This window comes from Pseudomonas sp. KU26590, from assembly GCF_026153515.1.
Classification (GTDB): Bacteria; Pseudomonadota; Gammaproteobacteria; order Pseudomonadales; family Pseudomonadaceae; genus Aquipseudomonas.
Genome location: NZ_CP110644.1, coordinates 366,875 through 393,457, shown reverse-complemented (window position 1 = coordinate 393,457; position 26,583 = coordinate 366,875). Strand labels below are relative to the sequence as shown.

General features: G+C 60.6%; 20 protein-coding genes. 15 read left to right on the top strand and 5 right to left on the bottom strand.

Going from position 1 to position 26,583, the window contains the following annotated elements; genetic code table 11:
* Positions 1-110 precede the first annotated feature (110 nt).
* From gcvA to OKW98_RS01775, 9 genes are all read left to right on the top strand, one after another.
* On the top strand, positions 111-1,019 hold the full coding sequence (gene gcvA, locus OKW98_RS01815) for a transcriptional regulator GcvA (RefSeq protein ID WP_237250160.1): 909 nt from the start codon (positions 111-113) through the stop codon (positions 1,017-1,019).
* Between the two features lie 415 nt (positions 1,020-1,434).
* On the top strand, positions 1,435-1,878 hold the full coding sequence (locus tag OKW98_RS01810; RefSeq protein ID WP_265387735.1) for a cupin domain-containing protein: 444 nt from the start codon (positions 1,435-1,437) through the stop codon (positions 1,876-1,878).
* Positions 1,878-3,386 (top strand): methionine--tRNA ligase, encoded by a 1,509-nt coding sequence (locus tag OKW98_RS01805; protein ID WP_265387734.1) that lies wholly within the window; start codon positions 1,878-1,880, stop codon positions 3,384-3,386. Before OKW98_RS01810 ends, OKW98_RS01805 begins: the two co-directional genes overlap by 1 nt.
* A gap of 17 nt (positions 3,387-3,403) precedes the next feature.
* A complete protein-coding gene (locus OKW98_RS01800; protein ID WP_265387733.1) occupies positions 3,404-4,528 on the top strand; it encodes an NAD(P)/FAD-dependent oxidoreductase in 1,125 nt (374 codons plus the stop codon).
* A complete protein-coding gene (locus tag OKW98_RS01795; RefSeq protein ID WP_265387732.1) occupies positions 4,525-5,472 on the top strand; it encodes an ABC transporter substrate-binding protein in 948 nt (315 codons plus the stop codon). Before OKW98_RS01800 ends, OKW98_RS01795 begins: the two co-directional genes overlap by 4 nt.
* Before the next feature lie 54 nt (positions 5,473-5,526).
* Positions 5,527-6,885 carry a SidA/IucD/PvdA family monooxygenase gene (locus tag OKW98_RS01790; protein ID WP_265387731.1) on the top strand — a complete coding sequence of 453 codons (1,359 nt, stop codon included), beginning with the start codon at positions 5,527-5,529 and terminating at the stop codon, positions 6,883-6,885.
* Complete coding sequence (gene sbnA / locus OKW98_RS01785; RefSeq protein WP_265387730.1) at positions 6,882-7,901, top strand: 2,3-diaminopropionate biosynthesis protein SbnA; 1,020 nt, start codon at positions 6,882-6,884, stop codon at positions 7,899-7,901. Before OKW98_RS01790 ends, sbnA begins: the two co-directional genes overlap by 4 nt.
* Positions 7,894-8,901, top strand: a complete 1,008-nt coding sequence (gene sbnB, locus OKW98_RS01780; protein ID WP_265387729.1) for a 2,3-diaminopropionate biosynthesis protein SbnB — start codon at positions 7,894-7,896, stop codon at positions 8,899-8,901. Before sbnA ends, sbnB begins: the two co-directional genes overlap by 8 nt.
* On the top strand, positions 8,892-10,691 hold the full coding sequence (locus tag OKW98_RS01775; RefSeq protein ID WP_265387728.1) for an FAD/NAD(P)-binding protein: 1,800 nt from the start codon (positions 8,892-8,894) through the stop codon (positions 10,689-10,691). Before sbnB ends, OKW98_RS01775 begins: the two co-directional genes overlap by 10 nt.
* Positions 10,692-10,730: 39 nt before the next feature.
* Here the strand turns inward: OKW98_RS01775 and OKW98_RS01770 are convergent, their stop codons facing one another.
* The 4 genes from OKW98_RS01770 to OKW98_RS01755 all read right to left on the bottom strand — a co-directional run bounded on the left by OKW98_RS01770 (position 10,731) and on the right by OKW98_RS01755 (position 16,334).
* On the bottom strand, positions 10,731-11,444 hold the full coding sequence (locus tag OKW98_RS01770) for a substrate-binding periplasmic protein (protein ID WP_265387727.1): 714 nt from the start codon (positions 11,442-11,444) through the stop codon (positions 10,731-10,733).
* 207 nt (positions 11,445-11,651) lie between these two features.
* Positions 11,652-12,935 (bottom strand): hypothetical protein, encoded by a 1,284-nt coding sequence (locus tag OKW98_RS01765; protein WP_265387726.1) that lies wholly within the window; start codon positions 12,933-12,935, stop codon positions 11,652-11,654.
* A 13-nt stretch (positions 12,936-12,948) separates the two neighbouring features.
* Complete coding sequence (locus OKW98_RS01760; RefSeq protein ID WP_265387725.1) at positions 12,949-14,253, bottom strand: O-antigen ligase family protein; 1,305 nt, start codon at positions 14,251-14,253, stop codon at positions 12,949-12,951.
* 461 nt (positions 14,254-14,714) lie between these two features.
* A complete protein-coding gene (locus OKW98_RS01755) occupies positions 14,715-16,334 on the bottom strand; it encodes a glucan biosynthesis protein D (protein WP_265387724.1) in 1,620 nt (539 codons plus the stop codon).
* Between the two features lie 368 nt (positions 16,335-16,702).
* Here OKW98_RS01755 and hflK point away from each other — a divergent pair, with 368 nt between their 5' ends.
* The 5 genes from hflK to cfaB all read left to right on the top strand — a co-directional run bounded on the left by hflK (position 16,703) and on the right by cfaB (position 24,188).
* Positions 16,703-18,670: a protease modulator HflK gene (hflK, locus tag OKW98_RS01750; RefSeq protein ID WP_265387723.1), complete on the top strand. Its 1,968-nt coding sequence runs from the start codon at positions 16,703-16,705 to the stop codon at positions 18,668-18,670.
* 11 nt (positions 18,671-18,681) lie between these two features.
* On the top strand, positions 18,682-19,722 hold the full coding sequence (hflC, locus tag OKW98_RS01745; protein WP_265387722.1) for a protease modulator HflC: 1,041 nt from the start codon (positions 18,682-18,684) through the stop codon (positions 19,720-19,722).
* The gene (locus OKW98_RS01740; RefSeq protein ID WP_265387721.1) at positions 19,719-20,786 is read left to right on the top strand and encodes an SPFH domain-containing protein; all 1,068 of its coding nucleotides are present in this window, start codon (positions 19,719-19,721) and stop codon (positions 20,784-20,786) included. The genes hflC and OKW98_RS01740 overlap by 4 nt, the downstream gene beginning before the upstream one ends.
* A gap of 59 nt (positions 20,787-20,845) precedes the next feature.
* The gene (locus OKW98_RS01735; RefSeq protein WP_416148405.1) at positions 20,846-22,726 is read left to right on the top strand and encodes a cation-translocating P-type ATPase; all 1,881 of its coding nucleotides are present in this window, start codon (positions 20,846-20,848) and stop codon (positions 22,724-22,726) included.
* A gap of 277 nt (positions 22,727-23,003) precedes the next feature.
* Complete coding sequence (gene cfaB, locus OKW98_RS01730) at positions 23,004-24,188, top strand: C17 cyclopropane fatty acid synthase CfaB (RefSeq protein WP_265387719.1); 1,185 nt, start codon at positions 23,004-23,006, stop codon at positions 24,186-24,188.
* Between the two features lie 52 nt (positions 24,189-24,240).
* Here cfaB and cls read toward each other — a convergent pair whose 3' ends face one another.
* Positions 24,241-25,680 (bottom strand): cardiolipin synthase, encoded by a 1,440-nt coding sequence (cls, locus tag OKW98_RS01725; protein ID WP_265387718.1) that lies wholly within the window; start codon positions 25,678-25,680, stop codon positions 24,241-24,243.
* A gap of 176 nt (positions 25,681-25,856) precedes the next feature.
* Here cls and OKW98_RS01720 point away from each other — a divergent pair, with 176 nt between their 5' ends.
* Positions 25,857-26,378 (top strand): DUF3617 domain-containing protein, encoded by a 522-nt coding sequence (locus OKW98_RS01720; protein ID WP_065988113.1) that lies wholly within the window; start codon positions 25,857-25,859, stop codon positions 26,376-26,378.
* The last annotated feature ends 205 nt before the right edge of the window (positions 26,379-26,583 follow it).

Genomic DNA, 26,583 nt, shown 5'->3' with positions numbered 1-26,583 from the left:
TTGTTGATTGACGCTCGTCGATTCGGGGTGTGATGATTTGAGCAGTGTCTGGAGTGGTGCTCAAGCGAGCTTTTCTTAAGCACATTAGATTTTCTTAACTGAGGTCAGGCATGAAATTCCCGCCCCTCCACGCGCTGTTGTGCTTTGAAGCGACGGGGCGCCACGCCAGCATGAAAGGCGCGGCCGGCGAGCTTTTCGTAACCCCTGCGGCCATCAGCCAACAAATCGCCAAGCTCGAAAAAGCCGTTGGCGTCACGCTGTTCATCCGCAATACCAAGCGCCTGGAGTTGACCGCCGAGGGCAAAATTTACCTGCGGGCCATTCGTCCCGCCCTCGGGCAAATCTCCGACGCCACCCAGCGTCTGATGAGCGACAACGGCCCCAATACGATCACGGTCAGCTGCACCAGCGGCTTTGCGATGCAATGGCTACTGCCAAGGCTGCCTGATTTTCAGGCGATCTGCCCTGGCATCGAGGTGCTGATCAGCACCACCAATCGGCTTGTTGATTTGCTCGGCGATGGCGTCGACTTTGCCGTCCGCCATGGCCTGGGGCGTTACCCCGGTCTGGAAGTGGAGATGCTGATCAACGACCGACTGCAGCCAGTCTGCAGCCCTTCATTGCTGCCGGATTCCCGGTATCTGTCCTCGCCCATTGACCTGAAAAGCTACAACCTTTTGCATGACGAACACCGCGAAGACTGGGCGTTGTGGCTTCGTGCAGTGGGTATCGAAGACGGCGAGGCCGCCGTGCACAAAGGTTCGGTGTTCGTTGATTCCAACGGGGTGATCGAGGCTGCGCTTGCGGGCATGGGCATTGCGCTGGTGCGCCGTTCGCTGATTCGAGAAGAGCTGGCGTCCGGCCGACTGGTCGTGCCGTTTCGAGCGACCATAGACACGCCGATCGCCTATTACCTGGTTTATGACGAGACGGCGATTCTCCCCAAATCCAGCAAACAGTTTCGCGACTGGCTGGTGTCCCAGGCCATCGCCAGTCAGCGTGAATTCACCACGCGATAGTTCGCGATCATCCACCCTCGATTCTGCGTTGTGGCCACTGACGTTTTCCCGGCCAAAGCCGGTCCTACAGTGAGTACGCGGTGTGTCAGTAGGACTGGCTTCAGCCGGGAAGAGGCCAGTGCCTACACCCTCAATTTCTGCGGGGTCATGAAGTGTTGGTTAGTTATCAAAGCAGTTAAGCCCTGCTTCAGTGTCCACGGGTGATACACCCACGCTGATAAAACCAGTCAAATTACTGATTATTCAAACAATTAAGCCGGAACCCGTTAAGTCCAACTTAACCACTGCTTGCGGATTTCTAGTTTGCCGCGCCTCGCACTTTTCTTCAGTTTATCCCTTAACTGGCATGCGCCCGTCAGCTCAGTCTGGCGCCGATAAAACAGCGAGCAGGATGCTCTGGCTGAAGGAAAACCTCATGACTGATTTCGATATTTTTCGTCCCATGGCGTGGGACAAGCTGGTTCATGAATATGACCTGGATGGCGCAAGGTTACTGCCATGGAACGGCTATCCGACGCCCATCGGCGGTGGCTGGTGCGTCGTGCGGCCCCACACCAAATCCTTGTCGCACACGCAGATAGACCAGGAATTCTTTATCGGCATCAAAGGCACCGCACAGTTGATCGTCGGGGATCAGACGTACCCGTTCAACATGGGTGACATCGCCGCCATTCCCAAACACACCGATCACTATGTGTTCAATGACACTGACGAAGACTTCCACTTCTACGTCGTGTGGTGGGATCGCGATTCCGCCAACCGCTTCCTCGATGAAGACGCCCGGCAGGCAATGGCCGCCAATGAGTTTGCCCTGCAGAGGGCGACGGTTCATGACGTGTCCGATCAGAGGGCGTCGTGATGGGCAAGCTACTGGTTACGATCACGCCGCCCACGCCTAATGGTGATTTGCACATCGGTCATATGGCGGGGCCTTTTCTCGCAGCGGACATCTACACCCGCGCTCAGCGTCAACGCGGCCACGATTGCACCCTCGTCTCATACTCCGATGACTACCAGTCCTACATGCTGCGTCGAGGTATCGAGCTGGACCGCGCGCCTCAAGCGCTGGCGCTGGAGAACACCGACAAGATCAACGACACGTTGAAGAAGATGGGCATCCAGGTGGATTTCTGGATGCGCCCGTACGGCAATAGCTACTTCAAGAACGCCGTTGAGGAGATGTACGAGTACGCAGTGAAGGCGGGGGCCATTTACAAGAAGGTCAGCCAGGAACCGTATTGCGAACACTGTGATAAGTGGGGCTACGAAGCTTTCGGGCGGGGTAACTGCGATCACTGTGGCTCGGACTCGGATGCCAGCCAGTGCGAAGAGTGCGCGCATACCCCCAACGCCTCGAAGATGAGCAACTTCCGCTGCAAGTTATGCGCAGCGCCCATGATCTGGCGGCCAATGGAGCGTGAATTTCTGGCCCTGTCTAACTTCCGCAACCACCTCAAAACCACGTTTGAACATGCGCCGCTGCGGCCTTTCATTCGCCGTTTTCTGGAGGAGGAATTCGAAATCGGTCCGGTGGATTGGGGCATCACCCGACCCCACGACGGCGGGCTGGACCTCAAGCCGGATGGCAGCCGGCGCATACACACTTGGGTCATGGGGCTGTCCGGTTACCTGGCGGCTTTTCGCGAATACCTCAACGAACATAAGCTTGCGCCGTGGGAGTACGACGAATACTGCCGCTCCGGCAAAGGCCGGCTGGTGCACTTCCTGGGTTACGACTGCGCCTTCAGCCACATGATGGTTTACCCCTCGCTGCTGCAGACCATGCACGGCTATCGCATGCGCCAGACCTTCTACACCAACCAGTTTCTGACCTTGAACGGCAAGAACCTTTCCACCAGCCGCAACTATGCGATCTGGGCGAGGGACCTTGTGGCAGACGCCTGCACCGACAGCGCGCGCTTCTATCTGGCGCTGATCGCGCCGGAACAGGACACCGATGATTTCGATGTCGAGAAGTTCTCCGCCTGGCGGGAGCAAACCTTCAACGAGGTGCTGGTGAAGCTGGCTGCGCAGGCCGAACGCGAACGCGTGGACGGCGACAGCCTGAAAGTCAGTGCGGTGGACGCGGCCGCGCTCAAGATTCTGGTAGCGCGCTGGTTTGAAGCCACGTCGGTGGACCACTTCAGCATGAAGGGGCTCGCGGTGCTGCTGTCGGACATCATCAACGCCGCCCGTGATCGTCAGATGCTCGGCAAGCGGATTCTGCCGTACATGGCGCTGATCGGTGCCATCGGCGCGCCGGTGTTTCCGGACCTGGCGAAACAGATCCTGCGCTATTGCCGCTTCACTGAAAACGAAGTCCTGCAGCAACTGGTGTATGTCAGTGCGGTCGAGTACGAAATCTGACCGAGAGGCGCGCGACGATGAAAACTTCATTTGATGTGATTGTGATCGGAGCCGGCATCATGGGCGCTTCGATCGCAGCGGCGCTGGTTGAAAGCGGCCTCGATGTGGCGCTGATGGAGAAGGGCATCGCTGGCGCCCAGGGCGCTACGCGGGACACGGGCGGCATCGTTCGCGGCCTGGAGCTGGACGCCGCGCTGCGTCACTTGACTCGCCGCGGATCACTTTACGGCAATCCTGGCATCGTCCACGCCCTCTACGAGAGCGCACTTAACCGCAGTGGCGTCGCTTACATCGCCAGCGCCGAAGTATGCGGGCAATACCTGGAAGCAGTGGACAGCCAAGGCTCAGCGAGCATTGAGCTGCACGCTTCTGTCGACGCACTGGATAACGGGCGTTTCTCGCCTTTTTGTGCCGGAGAATGCCTACTCATCGAACGCAGTAGCGGGACGGTTGACGCCCGTGTCGCAGTTTTGAATCTGTGCCGCTACGTCAGCGAAAAAGCGACGTACCTCGATCACCTGGCTGTCGACCGTTGCGTCGAACTGGACGGCTATGTTCAGGTTCATGCCGGGAAGCTGTGCCTGGAAGCGACGTGGGTCGTGGATGCGTGTGGCGCCAGCGGCCCGTTGCCCCGTCCGCACAACGCCGTGCACGCGCGGACGATTCCGTTCACGCGCTTCGGCTGCGACCAGGCCCCGAGCATGCCGATCATTGCTCACCATCTGAATACCTATCTGCTGCCGCTGGGACGCAATCTCGTGCAAGTGGGCGGCCAACGACGTCAGCGCGCAGAGCATGCGGATCAGCTGAACATGGCGCCGCTGGACAACGAGCAAGACGTCATGGAACGCGTTACTCGTCTCGGCTATGACCGGCACCACAGTTTGCCGGTGGTTACTCAGGTTGGCTGGGACGCGTACACCGAAGACGGCCGTCCACTGATCGGCCGTGCCAGCGCCAAGAGCCACGTGTTTCTCGCCACCGGGTTTTGCGGCATCGGCTTCAAAATGGCACCGAATGTTGCCGAGTTGCTGGCGTTCGAACTGGGCGGACTGATGTCCGGCGTGTCGATGGATGCGGCTTACAAATCAGTCATGGAAGCGTTCCACCCTTCGCGGTTCGCCGAGGTGGCGTTGTCATGATGCGCCTGGGTATCTGCGCGGCGCTCGACGTCGGCACCACACTGCATGCGCGCGGTTTCTTGCGCAGCGTCTATCTGTCCAGCCACCTGTTTCCCCACGTGCGCCGCGCCTGCCATTTTTACTTTGATGACGGCGCGAGCGCGGAGGGCGGCCGTGCGGCGGCAAGGCATTTCATCGACGCGAAGGTGGATGCAGTGATTGGTCACTTCGCTTCGGACTCTGCCGCCGCAGCGGTGGAAAGTTATGCACAGGCCCGGATTCCGCTGATTCTGCCCGCGTCTACCTGCGCAGCGTTGACCCGCGGTGGTGACACCACGTTCCGGATCTGTGCGTCTGACCGACTCCTGGCCACACGCCTGATCGAATTTGCCGAATCTGAAGGCCTGCACCGGCTCACTGTGTTCACTGATCCCAGTCTGCACGGGCGCCAACAGATGCAAGAACTGCACTCAGCTGCACAGTTATCCACAGTCGCCTGGGTGGACGATGTGAATAACGCCGACGCCGTGGTGTTTTGCGGACGTTTGAAAGCCAGCCGCCAGTTCCTTGTGGATAACCGCGCTGCTGGCTGTGAATTGCCGATCTTCTTCACCGACGACGCCGCGTCTCCTGCGCTGGTGGAAGGGATGGCGCAAACCGGCACGGTGTACGTCATCAGCTTTCCCATTGCGGGGGATCTGGCCGACGCGCAGTCATTTGATGCGGTTTATCAACAGATCTACGCCGAACAGGCACCGGTTTATGCCATTGAGACGCTTGCGGCATTTGCTCTGGTTGACCGGGCAGCCGCTGATCAGCGTGGACTGCTTGACGCGCTTCGCTTTGATCAATTTGCCACCCCTGCCGGTCCTGTCAGTTTCCGCGACGGGGAGAACGATCACGCCCGGGTTTCGCTGTGGGTTTACACCGACGAGCACGCCCATGAACGACGTCTGCTGTGTTGAAGCGGCCTGACCAAACGCTTGCCACGTCTTTAGAAACTTTCAGGAAGAATAACCATGACTCAGTATGAAATCGAAGGTGTGCGTGAAACGCTGGACGTCGTCTCGGTCGGCTTCGGCCCGGCCGGTATCGCACTGGCCTGTGCGCTGGAGGATGAGGCGGAAGACAACGGCCGCAAGCCTTTCCAGCGCGTTCGCTTCTTCGAAAAAGGGCGTGATTCAACCTGGCATGGCGCGTTTCTCTTGGCGGGCACCGACATCAACCACCATGTCTTTCGAGACCTGGTGACCCCGCGCAATCCACGCAGCCGCTTCTCGTTCGCCATGTACCTGAAGGAAAAGGGTCGGCTGTACAAGTTCGGCCTGCTCGGGCGTCCGGCCAGCCGGGTCGAATGGTCCGACTACATCGCGTGGGTCGCCGCACAACTCAAGGATTACGTTGCCTACGACGAAGGCGTCCTCGAAGTATTGCCGGTGGCGGAAAAGGGCATTTTGAAGGGTGTTGATGTCGTGACTGCAAAGGGCACTTATCGCACCAAACGGCTGGTGCTTTCCCACGGCAGCCTGCCCCGGATACCGGACGCGTTCAGCCCGCATCTCGGCGGCCGTGTTTTCCACACCTCCCAATACCTGAAAAACATCCACCTCGGTGGCGGTCCTATCGCGCAGCGCTGGCTGGTGTTGGGCTCGGGTCAGAGCGCGGGCGAGGCGGTGACGCACCTGCTCGGCGCCGCGCCCACCACGCAGGTGTATTCGGTGCACCGCGGCGTGGGTTTCAAGGTGGGGCAGCTGGGTCAGTTTCCCAACATGGCCTTCCTGCCAGAGCACATCGACTACTTCCACGACCTTGAGCCGGGCCGACGCAGCCGGGTGTTCGAAGAGATCCGGTCGACCAATTACGCAGGCATCGACGTCGACGAGAGTCAGGCGCTGTACTCCTTCCTGTACGAAGGCGAGGTGACCGGGCACCGACGTCTGAACCTGCATGCCTGGTCCGAAGTGAATTCGGTGGAAAAGGTGGGCGATGCCTATTCGGTGGTACTGCGTGACAGCAATACCGGCATTGAAACCGTGCTTTACGTCGACGGTGTTGTCTTGGGCACAGGCTACGAGCAGCTTGCAGTGCCGCCACTGCTGACCCTGCTGCAACCCTGGCTGGTCCGCGACGAGGACGGCACGCTTGCGGTCGACCGGCATTACCGGGTCGCCCTGCAGCACAGCGAGGGCGTGCAGATTCTGGCGAATGGCACCTCGGAAAAGACCCACGGCATCAGCGACGCCCAGTCGTTTTCCATGGTCGCCTTACGGGCGCAGCACCTGACCGATGCGTTGCTGGCGACCCAGCCCCGGCAGCGTGCGCCGGCGGTGGCGATGCCGAACTACGCGAAGTCCGCACGCGTCGAGGCACGGCCATGAATTTCATCTCCCACATCGTTGGCGATTCGAATTTCGTCAGGCTAAAAGGTCTGGGTTTTGAAAACCTGCATCTGAAGCTTGAGTCCTGCAACCCTGCGGGTTCGATCAAGATGAAGACAGCCATCGGCCTGATCGATTCCTACGCCGAGCGCCGACTTATCCACAAGGACACCGTGCTGATCGAGTCCTCGTCCGGGAACCTTGGTGTGGCGCTGGCGATGATCTGCGCCGAGCGTGGCTACAAATTCTGCTGCGTCGTCGACCCCAACACCAACCTGCACAACATCAAGATGATGGAAGCCTTTGGCGCGCAGATCGTCATCGTCACTGAGCGCGACGACAACGACGGCTATCTGGGCACGCGCATTCGGTACATCCGCGATGCCGTGGCCCGTGATCCCCGTCATCTTTGGCTCAACCAGTACAGCAACCCGGCCAACGCCCGCACCCATGAACACACCACGGCGCGCTCGATTCATATCGCCTTTCCGGCGCTGGACTATCTGGTGGTTGGCGCCGGCACCACCGGCACCTTGATGGGCTGCGTGCAGTATTTCCGCAAGCATTCGCCGCGCACCAAGATCATCGCGGTAGACAGCGCGGGTTCGGTGACTTTCGGCCAGGCGCCCGGCCCGCGATTCATTCCAGGACTCGGCTCCAGCCTGATGCCGCCCATATTCCGCGCCCACCACTTGCACAAGCAGCAAGTGGTGGATGAGCGGGCCACCGTGGCCATGTGTCGCTGGCTCGCGAAATCCAATGGCGTGCTGGCCGGCGGGTCCACCGGGACCGTAGTGGCCGGGCTGGCCGCGCCCTCGCTGGGGATTCCTAAAGACGCCGTTGTCGTGGCGATCTCGCCGGACGCCGGCGAGCGTTACCTGGAAACCATCTACAACGATGAATGGGTCATGCAGAAGTTCGGGCGTGCGGAGCTGACTGCGCTCAGTTCGCAGCCGATCAATCGGTATCTGAAGCAGTACGTTCATACGTTCGAGGGAGAAGCGCTGAATGTCTGACTTTCACGTGATCCCCGGCGCTGTCATCAAAGACATCCTCGACAGTCATGCTCATGACATGGTCCGGCGCATCGAGCAGGTGTATCTCCAGCACCATGACCGCCAGACGCTCAACCCGGACAGCTACTTTCTGCGTTTTCCTCAACAACCTGCTAACCGGATCATCGCGCTGCCGGCGGCGCTGGAGGGAGAGGACGCCGTGGCCGGGATCAAGTGGATTTCCAGCTTTCCCGGCAATGTCGCGCAGCAGAGGCCGAGGGCGTCAGCGGTGGTGATCCTCAACGACCGCGAGACCGGCTATCCCTACGCGTGCCTGGAAGGCGCACAGATCAGCGCGGTGCGAACGGCCGCTTCGGCGGTGTCAGGCGCTTACTGGCTCAACGGTCAGTCGCGTAAGGCTGCGTCGGTAGGGTTTATCGGCGCAGGGGTGATTGCCCGCAACATCGCACGAATGCTCAGGGTGGAAGGGTGGGACATCGGCCACGCCGTTGTGCACGATTTCGACGCGGCGTCTGCGGACGCTCTGACGGGCTTTATCGAAAATGCCGACTTATGCACAGCCCGGACGGGTTCGCTGGAGCAAGCGCTGGCGGCAGATCTGGTGATCTTCGCCACCACGGCCGGTGAGCCGTACGTCAAACCACCCATGGCGTTTCGCGCCGGCCAGGTCGTGCTGAACATCTCGTTGCGGGACATCGCGCCGCAGTTGCTGCTGGAGGCCAACAACCTCTGCGACGACATCGAGCACTGCATGAAGGCCAATACGTCGCCGCATCTGGCGGAGCAATTAACCGGCGGCCGCGCGTTCATGAACGGCACGCTGGCCGGCCTTATCCGTGGCGAGGTCGAGCTTGACCCCGGGAAGCCGTCGATCTTCTCGCCGTTCGGCCTGGGCGTACTCGACCTGGCCCTGAGCAAATTCATCGTCGACACCGCGCTGACAGAATCCCGTGGCGTCGCCATTGACTCGTTCTTCGGAGAAACCCTGAGATGGAACTGAGCGCAGCGCTGGGCGAAAAGTTATCCCCAGGGTCGGATAAGCCCGCCATCAGGATCGGCATTGTCGGCTGCGGCTCACGCGGGCTGACGGTGCTTGAGCGGATCTGTGCGCTGGCGGTCAACACGGCCCGGCGCATCGAACTAAACGTATTTGACCCCAAGCCTCCGGGGCCAGGCTTGCATGCCGTCGACCAGCCTGAGTACCTGATGCTCAACACCGTCGCTTCGCAGATTTCGATGTTTCCGGACACGGCCGCCCTCGACGGACACGTGGGACGGCAAGGGCCAAGCTTTTACGAATGGTGCCTGCGTTTTAAATCGGCGGAACGCAACGTCCAGCCCAATGAATACCTGCCGCGCAGCTGGCTGGGGGAGTACCTGGCGTGGACCTATGGGGAGGTGATTGAAGGTCGGCCCGCAAACGTGCATGTCATTCATCATCCTCATGCTGTGGATAACATTGAGCACACCGACATGGGCCAGTTTGTTTTGTCCACAGGTGAGTTGGATTGTCCGGTGGACTGGCTGGCAATCACGATTGGGCATGCGCAACCGTCGCAGGGTTGGAATGGTAAACAACCCGGGTCAACCTCGGCTTCCTTACAACCTGCTTCAGTTGCTTCAGTGTTATCCACAGAAGCGGTTGGTATTGAAGGGCTGGGCCTGAGCGCGATGGATGTTGTCGCCAGTCTAACGGTCGGGCGCGCAGGCCATTTTCGCAAACTGGCGGGCGGTTTGCGCTATGAGCCTGGCGGACGCGAGCCAGCTATCTACATGTTCTCGCGTAGCGGTCTGCCGTACCGCACCCGGCCGGACATCGTGCCCCATCGTGCGTCGAATGCGGCACTGATTTTCACCCTGTCGGCCGTAGCAAGCCTGCGAGCGGAAAACCTTGGCGGTCTGGATTTCGAGCAGCAGGTCCTTCCGCTAATAAAAGCTGAAATGCTCGCGGAATACTTCGGGATGATTGCGTCCCAAAAAGGCGAGTCAACAGCACGGATCAAAGCGCAGATTGCGCGCGCTTTTTATTCAGACCGCCTTGAGACCGTGACGGCGGAAATGGCCGCGCATTTCCAGGCGCTGCCGTTGGATGAGGCTGTGTATAACCCGCGCGTTTCGACCTTGGACGCTGCGGATTATCCTCAGGCCATGCGCGCATTTATCGAGCGCGACACCGCGCAGAGCTTACTGGGCCTCGATTCGAGTCCGATTAAGGCTGCGATCGAAGTATGGAGAAGCTGCCGGGAACAACTGCGCCGGGTTGTGGATAACCGGGGGCTGACCACGTATTCAGGTCGCGTCTTCTTCGGAGAATACGCGCCCCACGTCAACCGAATGGTTGCAGGGCCGCAAAAGGAGCGTCATCAGGAACTGCTGGCCTTGGCCGACGCGGGAATTGTCCACTGGGTTCACCATACACAAGTTATCCACAGTACCGAGGGTGCGCCGACCGAAGTAGCTCTCGCGCGGGAGCTGGCGGTGCCATTACAAAGGGTGATCAAGGCTCACTTTAGCAATGCGCGTGAAATAGCGTCGCTACCAAAAATCATCCGCACCCTTAAGCGCAGTGGAGTTATCCACAGTCTGACCGAGAACGGTGAGGGGGTACTCGTGACCAGCGAAGGCAAAGCACAGCCCAATCTGTGGATAACCGGTCCTCTTGTCGAGGGCTCCACTTATTACAACCACTACGTCCCGTCCTCAGGCAGCTACGCTCGAGCTTTCGTCGACGCCGACCGAATCGCCCGCGAGATGTTGGGGTTGAATGTGGAAGTCAGGGCAATGGTTTGAGCGCTTTCGTCTCAGTGGCAACGGCTTCAACCGCGTAGGTCACTTCCCCACCTGCGTCCCCGGCAAATACTGGCGTCGAATGCGTTCCAGCTCGCCCGACGTGTTCAGGCTGTCGATCGCGCTGTTGATCCGCGGCAACCACGAGGCGTATTGCGGCTGGAGCTTGAACACCAGCGGCGCTTCGCTGAGTCGTGCGCCCTGGACGAACTGGCCGGGATCCAGGTCATGGGCTGAAGTCACTTCATCAAAGATGTCGTCGACCATGGCGATGGCATCCACGCGCCTGCTCTGGAGCAGCTTGATCAGCGCTTCGTCTTGCGAGGTTTCCAGCCGGCTCAGACGGCGCTCCTCGATCGCCGGGTCCAGTGCCCAATAGTTGTAGCCCCGAACCATGCCGATCGTGAGGTGCTCCAGTTGCGCGATAGTCTGGCCCCGGGCAGGGTGGTCGGCCAGAAAGTACAGGTGCTCTTTGACCGTGGAATAGGGTTTGGAGAACACGTATCGACGCTGTTCTTCGGAGCTGTTCCAGATCAGCGCGTCAGCAAAGTTGATATCGATCTCGCCCTTGCGCAGCATCGCCTGCAGGCGGTTGACCGGGTAGATAACGAAGTTAACGTCAAGGTTTGCCAGTTTCATCACGCGTCGCGCGATGTCGACGGAGAACCCTTCCAGGTGACCGTCCTTGTCTTCGTAGGCATAGGGCTTCGACTGAGCTCCGCCTGCGACGTACGGCTCCCCGACAACTGGCAGCATGAACAGCCCGAGCAAGCAGCCAACGATGAATCTTCCTCGAAGCCCCATACGTTCCCCCGGCAGCCTATCTGCCCTAGGCCGTAAGGTAGCAGTAACACATGTCCAGTAAATGTCGTATTGCCACTAGCTGCATTTGCTGCGCATAAAAAAAACCGCGCTGACAGGGTCAGGCGGGTTGGCGCAGGTGCGGTCGTCAGGCGTCGCGGCTCAGACGTCAGGGCTTAGGCGAATGATTTTCGGAAACTCCGTCAGCGTCAGCCGGGCCGAGCAGCGCTGGGCGTCGCACACCCACTGCTGCGAGGAGTCAGTCATGCCTTTGTCGGGCGCTTGCGTATCGAGGATGCGCACCGGTTTGTTTTTCATGGCCGCCGCATTGATGCTGACTTCGTGTTCGCGACCGCTGACCCACGCCACCAGAATCCGCTCGCGGCCATTGCTGAATGCCAGTTGATAGACGCCGTCGGACTGCAGGCTGTTTGCGGGCTCGTAGGTGAAATCAGGCAGGTATGGGCTGATGGCCTTGAGCACAGAATAAGCCGGTTTTGCGTGCAGATCCGCATCAAGCAGGCCGAAGTTATGCTCCTGCTCGGTGCGGTTGGTGCCATCGTTGATCAGGTCATACCACCACATGCCTTTGACGTTCGGCAGGGTGCGGATGAGAAAGTACGCGCGCGCCAGGTACGCCGACTGGCGCTCGGCGCTGACGCCGCAATTGCCATTGTGGCTCGGCCAGCTCATCTCGGTCAGGTACAGAGGCACCGGCCTGCCGACCTTGGCGCTGATTCGACGGTCCAGATCACGCATCCAGCCGATCCAGCTTTCCGGCGTGTTGCGGTAGCTGCCTTCGCAGTGCACGTAGGGGTGCAGGGAGATGCCATCGGCGTAATTCATCACCCCTGCAGCCAAGATGCGGTCGACGAAGCCACTCTTGATGCCCATGCTCGTGACGGCGCCGGCAAGTACGAGCGCCTGGGGATTGTTTTTGCGAATGATCGGTGCCGCGTCACGGACCAGCGTGGCGTAGTCATTGCTCAGGCGCGCATCGGCCGGGCCGTCCAGGTCCCACTCGTTCCAGACCTCATAGAACCTGACGGGATTGCCCAACTGGCGAGTGATGTAGTCCACGTATTTCAGATACGGAATCTTGACCTCAGGCTTGCGCGGCTTGGCGCCGCCCTGATACGAGCTGCCGTAACCGAGAATGACCATCGGGGTGAGATTCAGTCCCTTGGCAGTGCTCAGCCATGCGCGCCACGGCGCAATGATCTGCATCTGGCCCCGCACAGGTTCGGCCGTCGACCAGAAGGCGTCATCGCGAATGGACGTGACGCCAGCCTCGCTCGCCATCTGAAGGCTGCGCAGCGGTTGCCCTGTGTTATTCATCGAGTGGGTGGCAACGCCAATGATAAAAGGCTCGGCCCCGGCGACATTCGCAGCGCACAGGGCGGCCATCAGTGCCAGGCCGCTCAGGCCGATGCTTCGAATGCTCATAGGATTGCCTCGCTCAACTCAGGCCCGGCAGGCCGGTCCACGTGGGCAACTCATGGGGCTTTGGGGCCCGCACTCTACCTCGCGATTTCATGACCAGAGCATGCCCGATGGCCATGCCCAGGAACATGTTGGCGAGGGTGACCTCCAGGGTATCGGTCGTCCAGCTGACAATGCAGATGCAAAAACTTGTCACCAGCAACGCCTGGCCATAACGGCTGACACTGTCGACCAGGATGAAAAACAACGGGATGTGCAAGGCGTAGAGAAACAGCCCGACCAGACCAAACGTCGCCCACAGGTAAACCACAGTGCTGTCGGAAACCATGAAAATGCTGGCGCCGGGAACAGGGAAGGCGGCCACGGCACTGCCCACCAGCCCGAAGCCCACTCCGGTCAGCGTTCGTTCCTCGTCCATTAGCGTGCGAATGATGTTGGGCCAGGTGTTGATCAGCCGGTCGTAGATGGATGCGAGCGAACTGCTGGCCGAGATTTTGTTGGCATCGAAGTCGGTCATCATCGCCACGAAGGGCAGCGACATACCCAGTACGACCGCGACAACGATGGCCGCCCGTGCCGTCCAGCGAAACCGCATGATCAGTAGCAGACCGGCACCGCCAATGAAGGCCAGCACTGGCGCCTTGCTGGTGGTCAATATCACCCCGGCCAGGCCGATCACGCAGATCAGCAACCCGAGCAGTTTCGAGCGCAAGGTCGCCATCAGGTAAAGGCTGAGAACCGAGATGATCATGGCCAAAGCACTGGACATTCGCGCGAATCCGGCCGGGCGGTCCATGTCTTCTGAGGTCCATGCGGTGTTGGCGCTCAGCTCAGTGCCGCCGACGGTGTAGCTGTAGCCCTTCCACGGCACACTGATATACCGGTCGAGAGCGATGCCGACCAGCGATGCCAGCAGACAGAAGGCAATCGCCCACATGAACAGGCGCTTGTGGCGAACAATCTGGTCACCGCATGCGATCCCGAACAGCAGCGGGCTGATCCCGTACAGCGCAAACGCGAAATTCCCGAGCTGCGCGCCATTGAGCGCTGCCCATCCCGCCGAAAGGAACAGCACCAGCAGGCTCAGCCAGACGCCCGGCCCGGCTTTGAAGCTGCGCAGCTCCAATGCGAAGAACAGCAGGCACGCGACCTTCGGGGCGTAGAGCAATACGGAAATCCCTACCTGATCCAGATAGAAACGCAGAGCCCCGTTAAAGGTCTCGACGACCATCAGGCTGATCGCAACCAGCGCGATCGCCGTGGATTTATCGAAGGAAAGCAAAGAAGGTTTTTCAACGTAAACGGGGGAAGTCGACATCATGTGCAGCCCCTCGGGAGCATTTGTACGGGTGATAAGCGTCAGCGTGCGGAGCAGACTGCCGGGCGGGAAAACCTACCGTCCAGCCGAACCGGCAATGGCCGTCGATGGCATGCAATCGCGATGATTGGGGTGGTCACAGCGGGGGAGGAGAAGGGCGTTTCGGTCCCCTCGCGGGCGGTGCGACAGGGGTATATCAGCCGCAGATCGGGGGGCTGTCAATCAATTAGTCAAAATTACGGACATATTAAATCATGGCTGAAAATCGTAAATCGTAAGTCATTGATTTTGATAGCGGATAGAAAATTGACGCTATTAAAAAGGGATAAATTCCGGTTCGATTGGCGAGTTTCTATGGCGCGTTTTCGTTACAAATACGGCGCATCCACCGCTGAATATTCAGCGGCGGATACGCCATTTCCTGAGCAAGCTTGAATCCCCGCAACGCCGTTAGCTGATCAAATTCAGGTGTAGCGGCGTTTGTCCGGTGCGGGCGGGAAATACTGATACAGCCAAGTCTCACTCAGCGTGCGATCACCGGTTTTGATGAACATGCGCATTTCCACCGGCTCCACGGAGTCGCTGGTCGGGTACCAATCGAACGTCACGCGGAAACCCTTGATGTCCGGCAGCACCAGCACATTGAAATCCTGGATTTTGCCGTGGGACACGGTGACCACCGGCTCGATGCCCGAGCCTTCCGGCAATCGGTCCAACCCGCCACCGTTGAAGTCTACGGCAAAACGCCGCGCCCAGACTTCCGGGTAGTGCTCGCCCGGTGCCCAGCCTTCGATGAAACCACCCATGCCTGAACGCGTGGCGTGCACTTGAGCCAGTGGCGTGCTGACCGGAGGCAGCGGGCTCCAGTAGAGTTTGTAGCCGTAGTTCATCGACATGCCGGCTTTGACCGGCACTTTCGGGTTCCAGAACGCAACGATGTTATCCAGGGTTTCGCCCGTGGTCGGCAGTTCCAGCAGATCAATCGAGCCCTCGCCCCATGCCGTCGTCGGCTCGACCCACAGGCTCGGCCTGCGGTGGTACCAGTCCACGGTGTCCTGATAGGTCTTGAAGTCGTGGTCGGTCTGGACCAGGCCGAAACCTTTGGGGTCTGTGTCAGCGAAGGCGTTGAACTGGATCTTGGCCGGATTGTTGAGCGGGCGGCAGATCCATTCGCCATTGCCGCGCCACATGGCCAGCCGGTCGGAGTCGTGGATCTCCGGGTGAAGGGTGTCGCACATCCGGCGTTCGTGGGTGCCGCAGCTGAACATGCTGGTCATGGTCGCAATGCCCAACTGCTCGATGTCGGCCCGCGCATTGATGTGCGCGTCGATGTCCATCACCACGCGGTCAGCCTGGCAATCAATGTCGAAGCGGTACGCGCCGGTCGCACTAGGGGAGTCCAGCAGTGCGTACACGACGAAACGTGTGGCGTCCTTGGTTGGCTTCTCGAACCAGAATTGCGTGAAGTCGGGGAATTCCTCAGGGCTGTGGGCATAGGTGTCGATCGCCAGACCCCGGGCGGAGAGGCCGTATTGCTTGTTGCTGTCGATGGCGCGGAAGTAACTGGCGCCCAGGAACGACAGGATGTCGTTGATGGCAATCTCGGGTGCTTTGAACAGCTTGAATCCGGCAAAGCCCAGGTCGCCCTTGAGCTGACTCTGGTCGATGCGACTGGCTTCGTAGTTGAACAGCTCAGGGCGGAAATGCACTTCACGCGCCTGCTGGGTCGCCGGGTCGACGCTGTACATGCGCACCGGCGTCTTGAACCCTGCGCCGACGTGGAAGAAATGCACGTCCAGTTGGCCTTTCACGTCATTCCACAGTGAATGGCCGGCGTCGTACTTGATCGCGTTGAACTGCTGAGGCGTCATATTCGCCAAGGTTGGCGGCAGGTTCTGCTTGGTACTGACGTAAGGCTTGCCGGCCATCTGTCTGGCGCTGTCCTGCAAGGACTTGAAGTCAAAGTGTTCGATGTCGCCATCGGCGGCCGCAGCCAGCGCGCGTGCCGCATAAAGACCTGAGGCAGGCAGCGCGCTATAGGCTGCCAGCGCCATGGACGCTTTCAAGAGATTCCTGCGATTCATAGGGTGAAGCCTCTGAAGATGCTGTGCCTTCCTGCACAAAAAAGTGCGCCTTCCCAATCCTTGTCGAACGCAAATTACCAACAAACAGATAACAATCTCGGCATCTTGTTCGCGCAAAGGGGAAAAAAACGTTTCAGGACACGTTTGATCTGGCTTCAACGTCTTGCTTGTCCGCGTGAGCCTGTAGCTGTCTGCAGCCTGTCTGACACCGTATCCAGAGCTGGGCAAACGAATAATCAGACGAAAATTTCACGACTTCTGTTATATCGTAACGCCCTGTTTCAGCGTGGCTTGAAGCAGTGCCACGCAACGTTAGGGGCGGGCGGGAAGGTTGATGATTACAGCGTTAAACGGGCTTTGGAGTTGCAATGCGGGTTGATCTGGATGATGAGTGCGTTGCACCGGCGAGCCTGCCGCGGTTTCAGCGGGCGGTTGTGCAGTCGCGGCGTCTTTCACGGCTGACGTACCTGACAGGAGCGATGGGCGTTATCGGCCTGGTGGTGTCGCTTTTCGTCGACCTTTTTTCTCCCGACTCGCTGTGGACGGCGGTGCTGACCAACAGTGCCGCGAGCCTGCTCGTGCTGGCGGCGGCATTGCAGTCGGCACACATGGTCAGCCAGTGGCGCGCCGGCGTCATCGCACCGTCCTCTGCCGCTGCCTCTGACGATGAGGCGCTGCTTCATGGCGAAGAGCAGGGTTGGTACGACCGGGTGCTTGGACGCATCAGCGGCGCCGGCACCTCAATGGTCGGCCAGGTTGGGTTACCCGTATTCTGGCTGGCGGGCTGGGCGTTGCTGTCGCTGATCAGCATTGGCCTGATCTGGAACCTTGCGCTGTCGGGCAGCAATGTCGGCCTGGCCGGCAACGTGGTTGGCGGCCTGCTCCTGTTGGTCGGGTTTGCGCTGCTGGTGCTGGAGCGGCAATTCAGCAATGAGTCCGAGGCCAGTTGGCCTGAAGCCGAGCAGTTGGCGCAGATCACCCGGGTCGCCATCGGCACGCTGCTGGTCACGGCGTTCTGCCTGTTTTTCTCCTCCGCTGATCGCGTATGGCCCGCCCGGCTCGCGGTGTTGATCGGCCTCTTGCCGGGGCTGGTCGCCGTTGAGTTACTCATCCGCGCGCTCCTGTCCGTCTTCAGCCCGCGCAACGAACGCCTTGAACCGCGCCTGATTGCCAGCAGCTTCGCAGCCGGCCTATTGCGCTGGCCGCCGCGCCCCTTGCAGGCGCTGCAAAACGAGCTGCACAACCGCTTCGGCATCGACCTGCGGCAGATCTGGGCGTTTACCTACATGCGCCGCGCCTTTCTGCCGGTGCTGGCGGTCATCGTCGGCCTCGGCTGGTTGCTGAGCGGTGTTCACGAAATCCCCATGCAAGGCCGTGGCATTTACGAGCGCTTCGGCAAGCCGGTTGAAGTCCTGGAGCCGGGTCTGCATGCCGGTTTGCCCTGGCCTTTCGGAACGGTGCTGGCGGTGGAAAATGGCGTGGTCCACGAGCTTGCCACCAGCGTCTCTGAGGGCGCGGGTGCCGAGCAGGCCCTTGACCCTGCCGAAGGCCCGCCGCCCGCCATTGCCAACCGGTTGTGGGACGCCACACACATCAACGACAAGTCGCAAGTGATCGCCAGCGGCTCCGGTGATAAGCAGAGCTTCCAGATCGTCAACATGGACGTGCGCTTTGTATACCGCATCGGTTTGACGGACGAGGCCGCACTGGCCGCGACGTACAACAGCGCCGACATCCCCAGCCTGATTCGCAGCACCGCCAGCCGCGTGCTGGTGCACGACTTCGCCTCGCGCACCCTCGACGAACTGCTCGGTGAGCAGCGCAATGATCTGGCGGCTGACATCGGCGACGCCGTACAGCGCGACCTGAAAAAACTCGACAGCGGCGTAGAAATTCTCGCGACCGTGGTCGAATCGATTCATCCACCGGCGGGCGCGGCCAACGCCTATCACGCTGTCCAGGCCGCCCAGATCAGCGCCCAGGCACTGATTGCCCGGGAGCGTGGCGCGGCGGCCGATCAGGCCAATGTGGCGCAATTGCACGCCAGCATGGCCCACGATCAGGCTGCAGCCACCTCGCGCGAAGTCATGGCGACGGCGCAAGGTGCGGACTTGCGTTTCAGCGCCGAACAACAGGGCTACGCCAAAGCGGGCCAGGCCTTTCTGCTGGAGCAGTACTTCAGTCAGCTGACCCAGGGGCTGACCCACGCCAAGTTGCTGGTGCTGGATCATCGGCTCGGCGGCACCAGCGCGCCGACCATCGATCTGCGTTCTTTTACCCTCCCGGTCGACCCCGCAGCGTCGACTCAATCAGCTGACCAGCCCTCGGCTGAATAAGGAGTCTTCCCTTGAGTCTGTTTCATTCCCACGATCATCACGACCATTCCGGTCACGACCACAGTGGTCACGGTCATGGCGGCCATCATCACGGTCATCACCATGGCGAAGCCTCCGTTCCGGCCGTATTTCCGTGGCGTCGTGCCGCGCTGGCGGCGGTGCTGATTGCCTTCGCGGTCGCGGCGGCGAGTCTGGTACAGGTGCGTTCCGGGGAGGCGACGGTTATTACGCGCTTCGGCAATCCTGCCCGGGTGCTGCTCGATCCGGGTCTGAGCTGGCGCTGGCCGGCGCCATTCGAAGCGGCGATTCCCGTCGACCTGCGTTTGCGCACCACCTCAAGTGGCTTGCAGGACGTCGGTACCCGCGACGGCCTGCGCATCATCGTTCAGGCCTACGTGGCCTGGCAGGTGCAGGGCGATCCGGACAACGTGAAGCGCTTCATGCGCGCCGTGCAAAACCAGCCGGACGAAGCCGCGCGACAAATCCGCACCTTTGTCGGCTCGGCACTGGAAACCACCGCCGCCAGTTTTGATCTGTCGAGCCTGATCAACACCGACGCCAATCAGGTGCGCATCGCCGATTTCGAAAACCAGCTGCGTCAACAGATCGACAAGCAACTGCTGACCACCTATGGCGTCCGCGTCCTGCAAGTAGGTGTCGAACGTCTTACGTTGCCGTCGGTGACCCTCAACGCGACAGTCGACCGCATGCGCGCCGAGCGCGAAACCATTGCCACCGAGCGCACCGCCATCGGCAAACGCGAGGCGGCGCAGATCCGCTCTGCCGCCGAACGCGACGCGCGGATTGTCGAGGCCGACGCCACCGTGAAAGCCGCCGACATCGAGGCGCAATCCCGCGTCGAAGCGGCGCAGATTTACGGCCGCGCCTACGCCGGTTCGCCGCAGCTGTACAACTTGCTGCGCTCGCTCGACACCCTCGGTACCGTGGTGGGGCCGAGCACCAAACTGATTCTGCGCACCGATGCCGCGCCGTTCCGTGTGCTTGTAGACGGCCCGCCGACCCTGGATGGCAAGGCTGGAACCCAGCCATGACTGAGCAAGACGCGGCGCACATCGAGCGGCCGGTGGTGAACAGTCCCTGGCTGCAGGCCAGCCGGCTGGCGTTTCTCGGGCTGTATGTCGTCACCCTGCTGGCGGCGCTCGGCTGGGCGGTCTCCAACGTGCGGGAAATCGATCCACAGAACCGGGCGGTGGTGTTTCGCTTTGGCGAGCTGGATCGCGTGCAAAACGCCGGTCTGCTGCTGGCCTGGCCGCAACCGTTCGAGCAGGTGGTGTTGTTGCCTTCCGCTGACCGCGTGATCGAGCGGCATGTCGAAACGCTGTTGCGCTCACCCACTGCGTTGGGCGCCGACAAGATCACCAGCTTCGCGACGCCGATGAGCGACGCGCTGGCAGGCTCGGGTTACCTGCTCACGGGCGACGCCGGTGTCGTACAGCTCGACGTGACGGCGTACTACAAAGTGACAGACCCACGAGCATTCGTGCTGCAAGGCGAGCACGTGCTGCCGGGGCTGGATCGTCTGGTCAACCGCAGCGCCGTCAGCCTAACGGCGGCGCGGGACCTGGACACCATTCTGGTGGCGCGTCCCGAGCTGGTGGGCTCCGACAGCCAGTCTGCCGAGCGGCGCGAACGTCTGCGTGGCGACTTGGTGCAGGGCATCAACACGCGGCTTGGCGAGCTGACCGCCACTGGCGTGGGTCTGGGCGTTGAAGTCGTGCGTGTCGACGTGCAGTCCAGTCTGCCGGCCGCTGCGGTGAATGCATTCAACGCGGTGCTGACTGCGAGTCAGCAAGCCGATCAGGCGGTGGCGAACGCGCGCACCGATGCCGAAAAACTCAATCAGACCGCCAATCAGCAGGCTGACCGCACACTGCAGGTCGCCCATGCCCAGGCGTCCGAACGGCTGGCCAAGGCGCAGACCGACACCGCGGCGGTGACGGGATTGGCGCAGTCGATCCAGAACAAGAGCGATCCCGGATTGCTGCTGCGGATCTACCGCGAGCGGGTGCCTTCCATCCTGAAACAGGCGGGTTCAGTGACCACGGTCGACCCCCGCGACGATTCCCGCCTGATCATTCAGGGAGCTGACAAATGAGTGGCGAAGCCGTGCACGACCATTCCCACGACCACGCTGCGCCAGTCGCGCCCGGCAGCATGCTCACCAGCCGCGAGCAGCGCAGCGCAGCCCGTCAGTTGACGCTGGCCATGCTTGCCCTGGGCTTGCTCGCGCTGGGACTGGTCTGGCGATTCTTCTCGCCCGAGCAGGTCGGCGTCAGCCAGCTGCTGTTGGGCGCCGCCTCGCTGTTGGTGGCCATCCCGGTGGTCAGCGCCGGCTGGCACAGCTTGCGGTACCCGAGTCTGCACGGCATTACCGACCAACTGATCGCACTGGCCATGTTGGGCGCCTGGGCGACGGGCGATCTGATGACCGCCGCGTTGCTGCCCATCATCATGATCTTCGGCCACGTGCTGGAGGAGCGCAGCGTGATTGGCTCCCAGGAAGCCATTCAGTCACTGGGCCGTCTGACCCGCAGCCATGCCCGACTGATCGATAAGGATGGCGCGATCCGTGAGGTCGACAACGGCACGCTGGTGGCGGGTGATCGCGTCGAAGTGCGCGCCGGTGACCGCGTACCGGCTGACGGCTTGGTGATTTCCGGGCAGGCGAGCCTCGATACCGCGCCCATTACCGGCGAGTCCGTCCCGCTCGAAGCGCGCGCTGGTATGGAAGTGTTTGGTGGCGCTATCAACCTCGACGGGCTGCTGCGCATCGAGGTGACGCGCATTGGCAACGAGTCGACCCTGGGCAAGGTCATCGCGCTGATGCAAAGCGCTGAGCGCTCCAAGCCGCCTATTACTCGCCTGCTGGAAAAGTACGCCGGCAGCTACATGGTTCTGGTGCTGCTCATTGCGGCCGTGACCTGGTTCATCACCAATAACGCGCAGGCCATGCTGGCGGTGTTGGTCGCCGCGTGTCCCTGCGCGTTGGTGCTGTCGGCGCCGGCGACGGCCATCGCCGGGATTGCTGTTGCGGCGCGGCACGGCATTCTGATCCGCAGCTCGGCCTTTCTTGAAGAGCTGGCCGACCTCACTTCGCTCGTCGTCGACAAGACCGGCACGCTGACCTACGGCAGTTTGCGTCTGCAATCGGTCCAGGCCGAGGAGGGCGCGGGCGACGATGTCATCGCGCTGGCGGCAAGCCTGGGTTCGGCGAGCAGTCACCCGGTCAGTCGCGCGCTGGCGACGTTGGTGGACAAGGATCATTTGCTCGCGCTGGACGACATTCGTGAGCGCCAGGGCCTGGGCGTCGTTGCGCAGACCGCCCGGGGTGAAGCCGCGTTGGGGCGGCCTGAGCTGTTCGCGCAGCTGGGCATTGCGACCTCGCCGGTTCCCGATCATGACGGCCTGATTGCCGGGCTCGCGGTAAATGGCCACTTCCTGGCCTGGCTGCTGCTGGCCGACAGCCTCAAGCCCGAGGCACGTCAGGCGCTGAGTGAATTGCGCGAGCTGGGCTTGGGTCGGCAGTTGTTGCTCACGGGCGATCGACAAAGCGTCGCCGACAGCTTGGGTCATGAGGTCGGCATCAGCGACATCCATGCTCAGGCGTTGCCCGAGGACAAGCTCAATCGGGTCATGAGCGAGATCAAAAAGGGCTTCCGTCCGATGGTCGTCGGCGATGGCATCAACGATTCGCTGGCGCTGAAAGCCGGGGTGGTTGGCGTCGCGATGGGGGCGGGTGGGGCGGATATTGCGTTGGCCTCCGCCGACATCGTATTGATCGGCAGCGACCTGCGCCGCTTGGGCACTTGTGTGCGACTGAGCCGACAGTGCCGCCACACCTTGCAGGTGAACGTGATCATCGGACTGGGCTGGACGCTGGCTATCGTCGCCATGGCGGCTTTCGGTGTGCTGGGTGCTGCAGGCGCCATGATCGCTGCGGTCTTGCATAACCTCAGCACGCTGCTGGTGCTTGGCAATGCCGGGCGACTGCTGCGTTTTCACGAGCCCATCGCGAAGTTTCACAAACCCTCCTAAGCCGCATTCCCCGGCGCCTGCACCGAAAGCGCCGGGTTAGAGGGCTCCACTAAGTATTAAAATCCGCTTGAGCTTTGAAGAACTCTGTTACAAATTAACTTCAGTCTTGTTCGGGGTGCTCCATTTGCAGGCGTCACGTTGGCTCGAATTCTGGGGCTCAAGGTCGTACCCGTCGTAGATTCGTCGTCGTTCATACAAGCCGATCGCCTGACGGCTCCTTATCCGGAGTCGGTTATGGACTACCCTTTTCCGTGTAGCTGGATCAGGGGGATTTCATATGCTCGCGCAACTTCCACCGGCGTTACAGAACCTGCATCTACCGCTGCGTCTCAAGCTCTGGGACGGCAACGAGCTTGATTTGGGCAGTGATCCCCGCGTCACGATCGTGGTCAAGGACCCGTCGCTGGCGTCCGATTTCAGCCACCCCAGCCTGGGACTGCTAGGCAGCGCCTTCGTCGAGGGTCGGCTGGAACTGGAAGGCTCGATCAGCGAAGTGATCCGGGTGTGCGATGAGCTGACCAAGGCGCTGCTGGACGAGGACGACGACAATCTCCCTGTGCGCACCGAGCACGACAAGACCACCGACGCCGCGTCGATTTCCTACCACTACGACCTCTCCAATGACTTCTACCGCCTGTGGCTGGACCGGGAGATGGTCTACTCCTGCGCGTATTTCAAGACCGGCAACGAGAGCCTTGAACAGGCGCAACAGAACAAGTTTCACCACCTGTGCCGCAAGCTGCGCCTCAAACCGGGGGAGTACTTGCTCGACGTCGGCTGTGGCTGGGGAGGGCTCTCCCGGTTTGCTGCCAGTGAGTACGGCGTCAAGGTGTTCGGCATCACGTTAAGCCGCGAGCAACTGGCGCTGGCCCGGGAGCGGATGCGCGCAGACGGTCTGCAGGACCGCGTCGAACTGCAGCTGCTCGACTACCGGGATCTGCCCAAGGACGGCCGTTTCGACAAGGTTGTCAGCGTTGGCATGTTCGAGCATGTCGGCCACGCCAATCCCGAGCTGTACTCGAAATGCCTGTTTGATGCGGTGAAGGAGGGCGGTCTGGTGATGAACCACGGCATCACTGCCAAACACACCGATGGGCGACCTGTCGGGCGTGGCGCAGGGGAGTTCATTGATCGCTATGTGTTTCCCAACGGCGAGCTGCCGCACCTGTCGATGATCACTGCTTTCATCAGTGAGGCCGGTCTGGAGGTGGTCGATGTGGAAAGTCTGCGCCTGCACTACGCCAAGACGCTCGAGCACTGGAGCGCCCGTCTGGAGGAGAAGCTCAACGTCGCTGCGGCGATGGTGCCGGAGCAGGCGCTGAGGATCTTTCGGTTGTATTTGGCTGGCTGCGCGTATGCGTTTTCCAAGGGCTGGATCAACCTGCACCAGATCCTGGCAGTCAAGCCGCATGCGGATGGGAGCCATAACTTGCCGCTGACGCGGGATGATCTGTACAGGTGATCGCCTGAAGCCCTTGGGAGTCAGCTCACTCCCACAGCCCATGGACAGGCACTCAGAGGATGGGCGAAATCAATCTGGCGACCCGCATTCCCAGCTGCTGCAGGTTGTGGGTCTCTTTGCTTTCTTCGCTGGAAATTTCGCGTGAGAGAGCGAAGTCGGCGATCAACATGGTTTCGACTTCGCGTGCGAAGTCCTCGTCCACCGTCAGCAGCATGAGTTCGAAGTTGAGCCGGAACGAACGGTTGTCCAGGTTGGCGCTGCCGATCGCCGAGATCGCGTTATCCACCAGCACCACCTTCTGGTGCAGGAAGCCGGGCTTGTAGCGAAAGATACGCACGCCTGCGCGCACGGCTTCAAACGCAAACAGGCTGGAGGCGGCGTACACCGTGTAGTGGTCAGGACGCGACGGCAGCAGCAGGCGCACATCGACGCCGCGCAGTACTGCCAGTCTCAGCGCAGCGGAAACCGCTTCATCGGGAATGAAATACGGAGTGGTGATCCACACCCGTTCGGTGGCCGCGTGAATGGCTTCTACGAAGAACAGCGAGCAGGTTTCCTGCGCATCAGCCGGGCCGCTGGCGAGTAACTGGCACAGCACGCCGTCTTCCGGGTAACTGTCCGGCAGGATCAGCGGCGGGATTTCACGAGTCGCCCAGAACCAGTCCTCGGCGAACGATTCCTGCAGACACGCCACCACAGGTCCGACAACGCTAACGTGGGTATCGCGCCACGGCGCCAGCGGCGGCTTGAGGCCCAAGTATTCATCGCCCACGTTGTGCCCGCCAACGAAGCCTTTGACGCCGTCAACCACCACGATCTTGCGATGGTTACGGAAGTTGATCTGGAAGCGCGTCAGCCAGCCGCCTCGTGTGGCGAAGGCCTTGATCTGCACGCCACCGGCACGCAGTTTGTCGATGTAGCGCGCCGGCAATGCATGGCTGCCGATTCGGTCGTATAGCACATGAATCGCTACGCCTTCAGCGGCTTTTTCCAGCAACAGCCCTTGCAGGCGCCGACCGAGATCATCGTCGTGGATGATGAAAAACTGCACGAACACCACGTGTTTGGCACCTTTTATCGCCTCGAAGATCGCGCCAAACGTTTCATCACCGTTGATCAACAGCTTCACTTCATTGTTCGCCAGGCACGGCATTCGTCCCAGTTTTGGCATCGCGCGCAGGGAGCGATAAGCGTCCGAGCGCCGCGCGGCCACCGCTTCTTCAATCCATGGCTTCCAGTTGAAATCGGCGATCGCCGCGCGCATTTCCGTGTTGGCCTGACGCCGCGCCTTGATGTAGGCATCGAACGTACTCCTCCCGAAAACCAGATACGGAATCAGTGCGACATAGGGAATGAAGATGAGCGGCATCGCCCAAGCGATTGAGCCTTGGGCCGTACGCACAGTGAGTAAGGCGTGGATAGCTGCGACAATGCCCAGCAGGTGAGTGAAACCCAGCAAATAGCCAAAGAAATACGGGCTGTGGTAATCCATGCGCAACCTTGTGCCATAAGCTTATTGGTGTCTAACAGACCACACCGCACCGGGATTGTCGCTATTTTATTGAGCCTGCAACTGGCTGCCCGATCTGCCGTCTAACCGTCATCGTTCAGTGACCTGCAAGCAGGTCGCATCAAGATGCCCAAGAGTCATTAAAGGAAACCCGATTCATGAAAAAGCGCGTACTGGCGTTGATGGTTTGTCTGACTGCGCCCTTCGCCCAGGCACAGGTGTTGCAGCCTGGACTGTGGGAGCTGAGCTCAAGCAACATGCAGGTGGACGGCCAGCAGATGCCGGACTTGCAGGTGATGCTTTCTCAACTGCAGATGATGGCGCCGCAGCAGCGGGCGGCCATGGAACAAATGCTGGAAAAACAAGGCGTTACTCTGGGCGGGAAGGGCGTTCGTATTTGCCTTACTCAGGAGCAGGTCAAAAATGAGCAGATTCCGCTGACAGATCCCAAGTCGGGCTGCACCCAGCAGATCACCGAACGTACCGGCGCTACCTGGAAATTCAAGTTCAGCTGCCCTCGCGCCCAAGGCACTGGCACCGCACAGTTTCTCAGCGATCGTGAGTTCAACACCCACGTCATTGGCTCTTTCAACGCGACAGGCCAGCAGCAGAATGGCAGCATGGACACGCGCGCCGTTTGGCTGGGTCAGCAGTGCGGCACTGTAAAACCGAGGACCTGATTTACCCCGCTTGTTAAGCGCCCTGACTGTGTCAGGGCGTTTTTGTTTGTGCAGAAAGCAGACTGTGTTCCACGTGGAACATCTTGCTGTTTTACATGAGCTTTTCTGTCTTAGGCGTTGAACACGCTCATTAAAAATCCCGCCAATATTATAAAAAGCTTCATCTTCGCCCGATAATCCCGCTGTTATATTGTAACTAATGCAC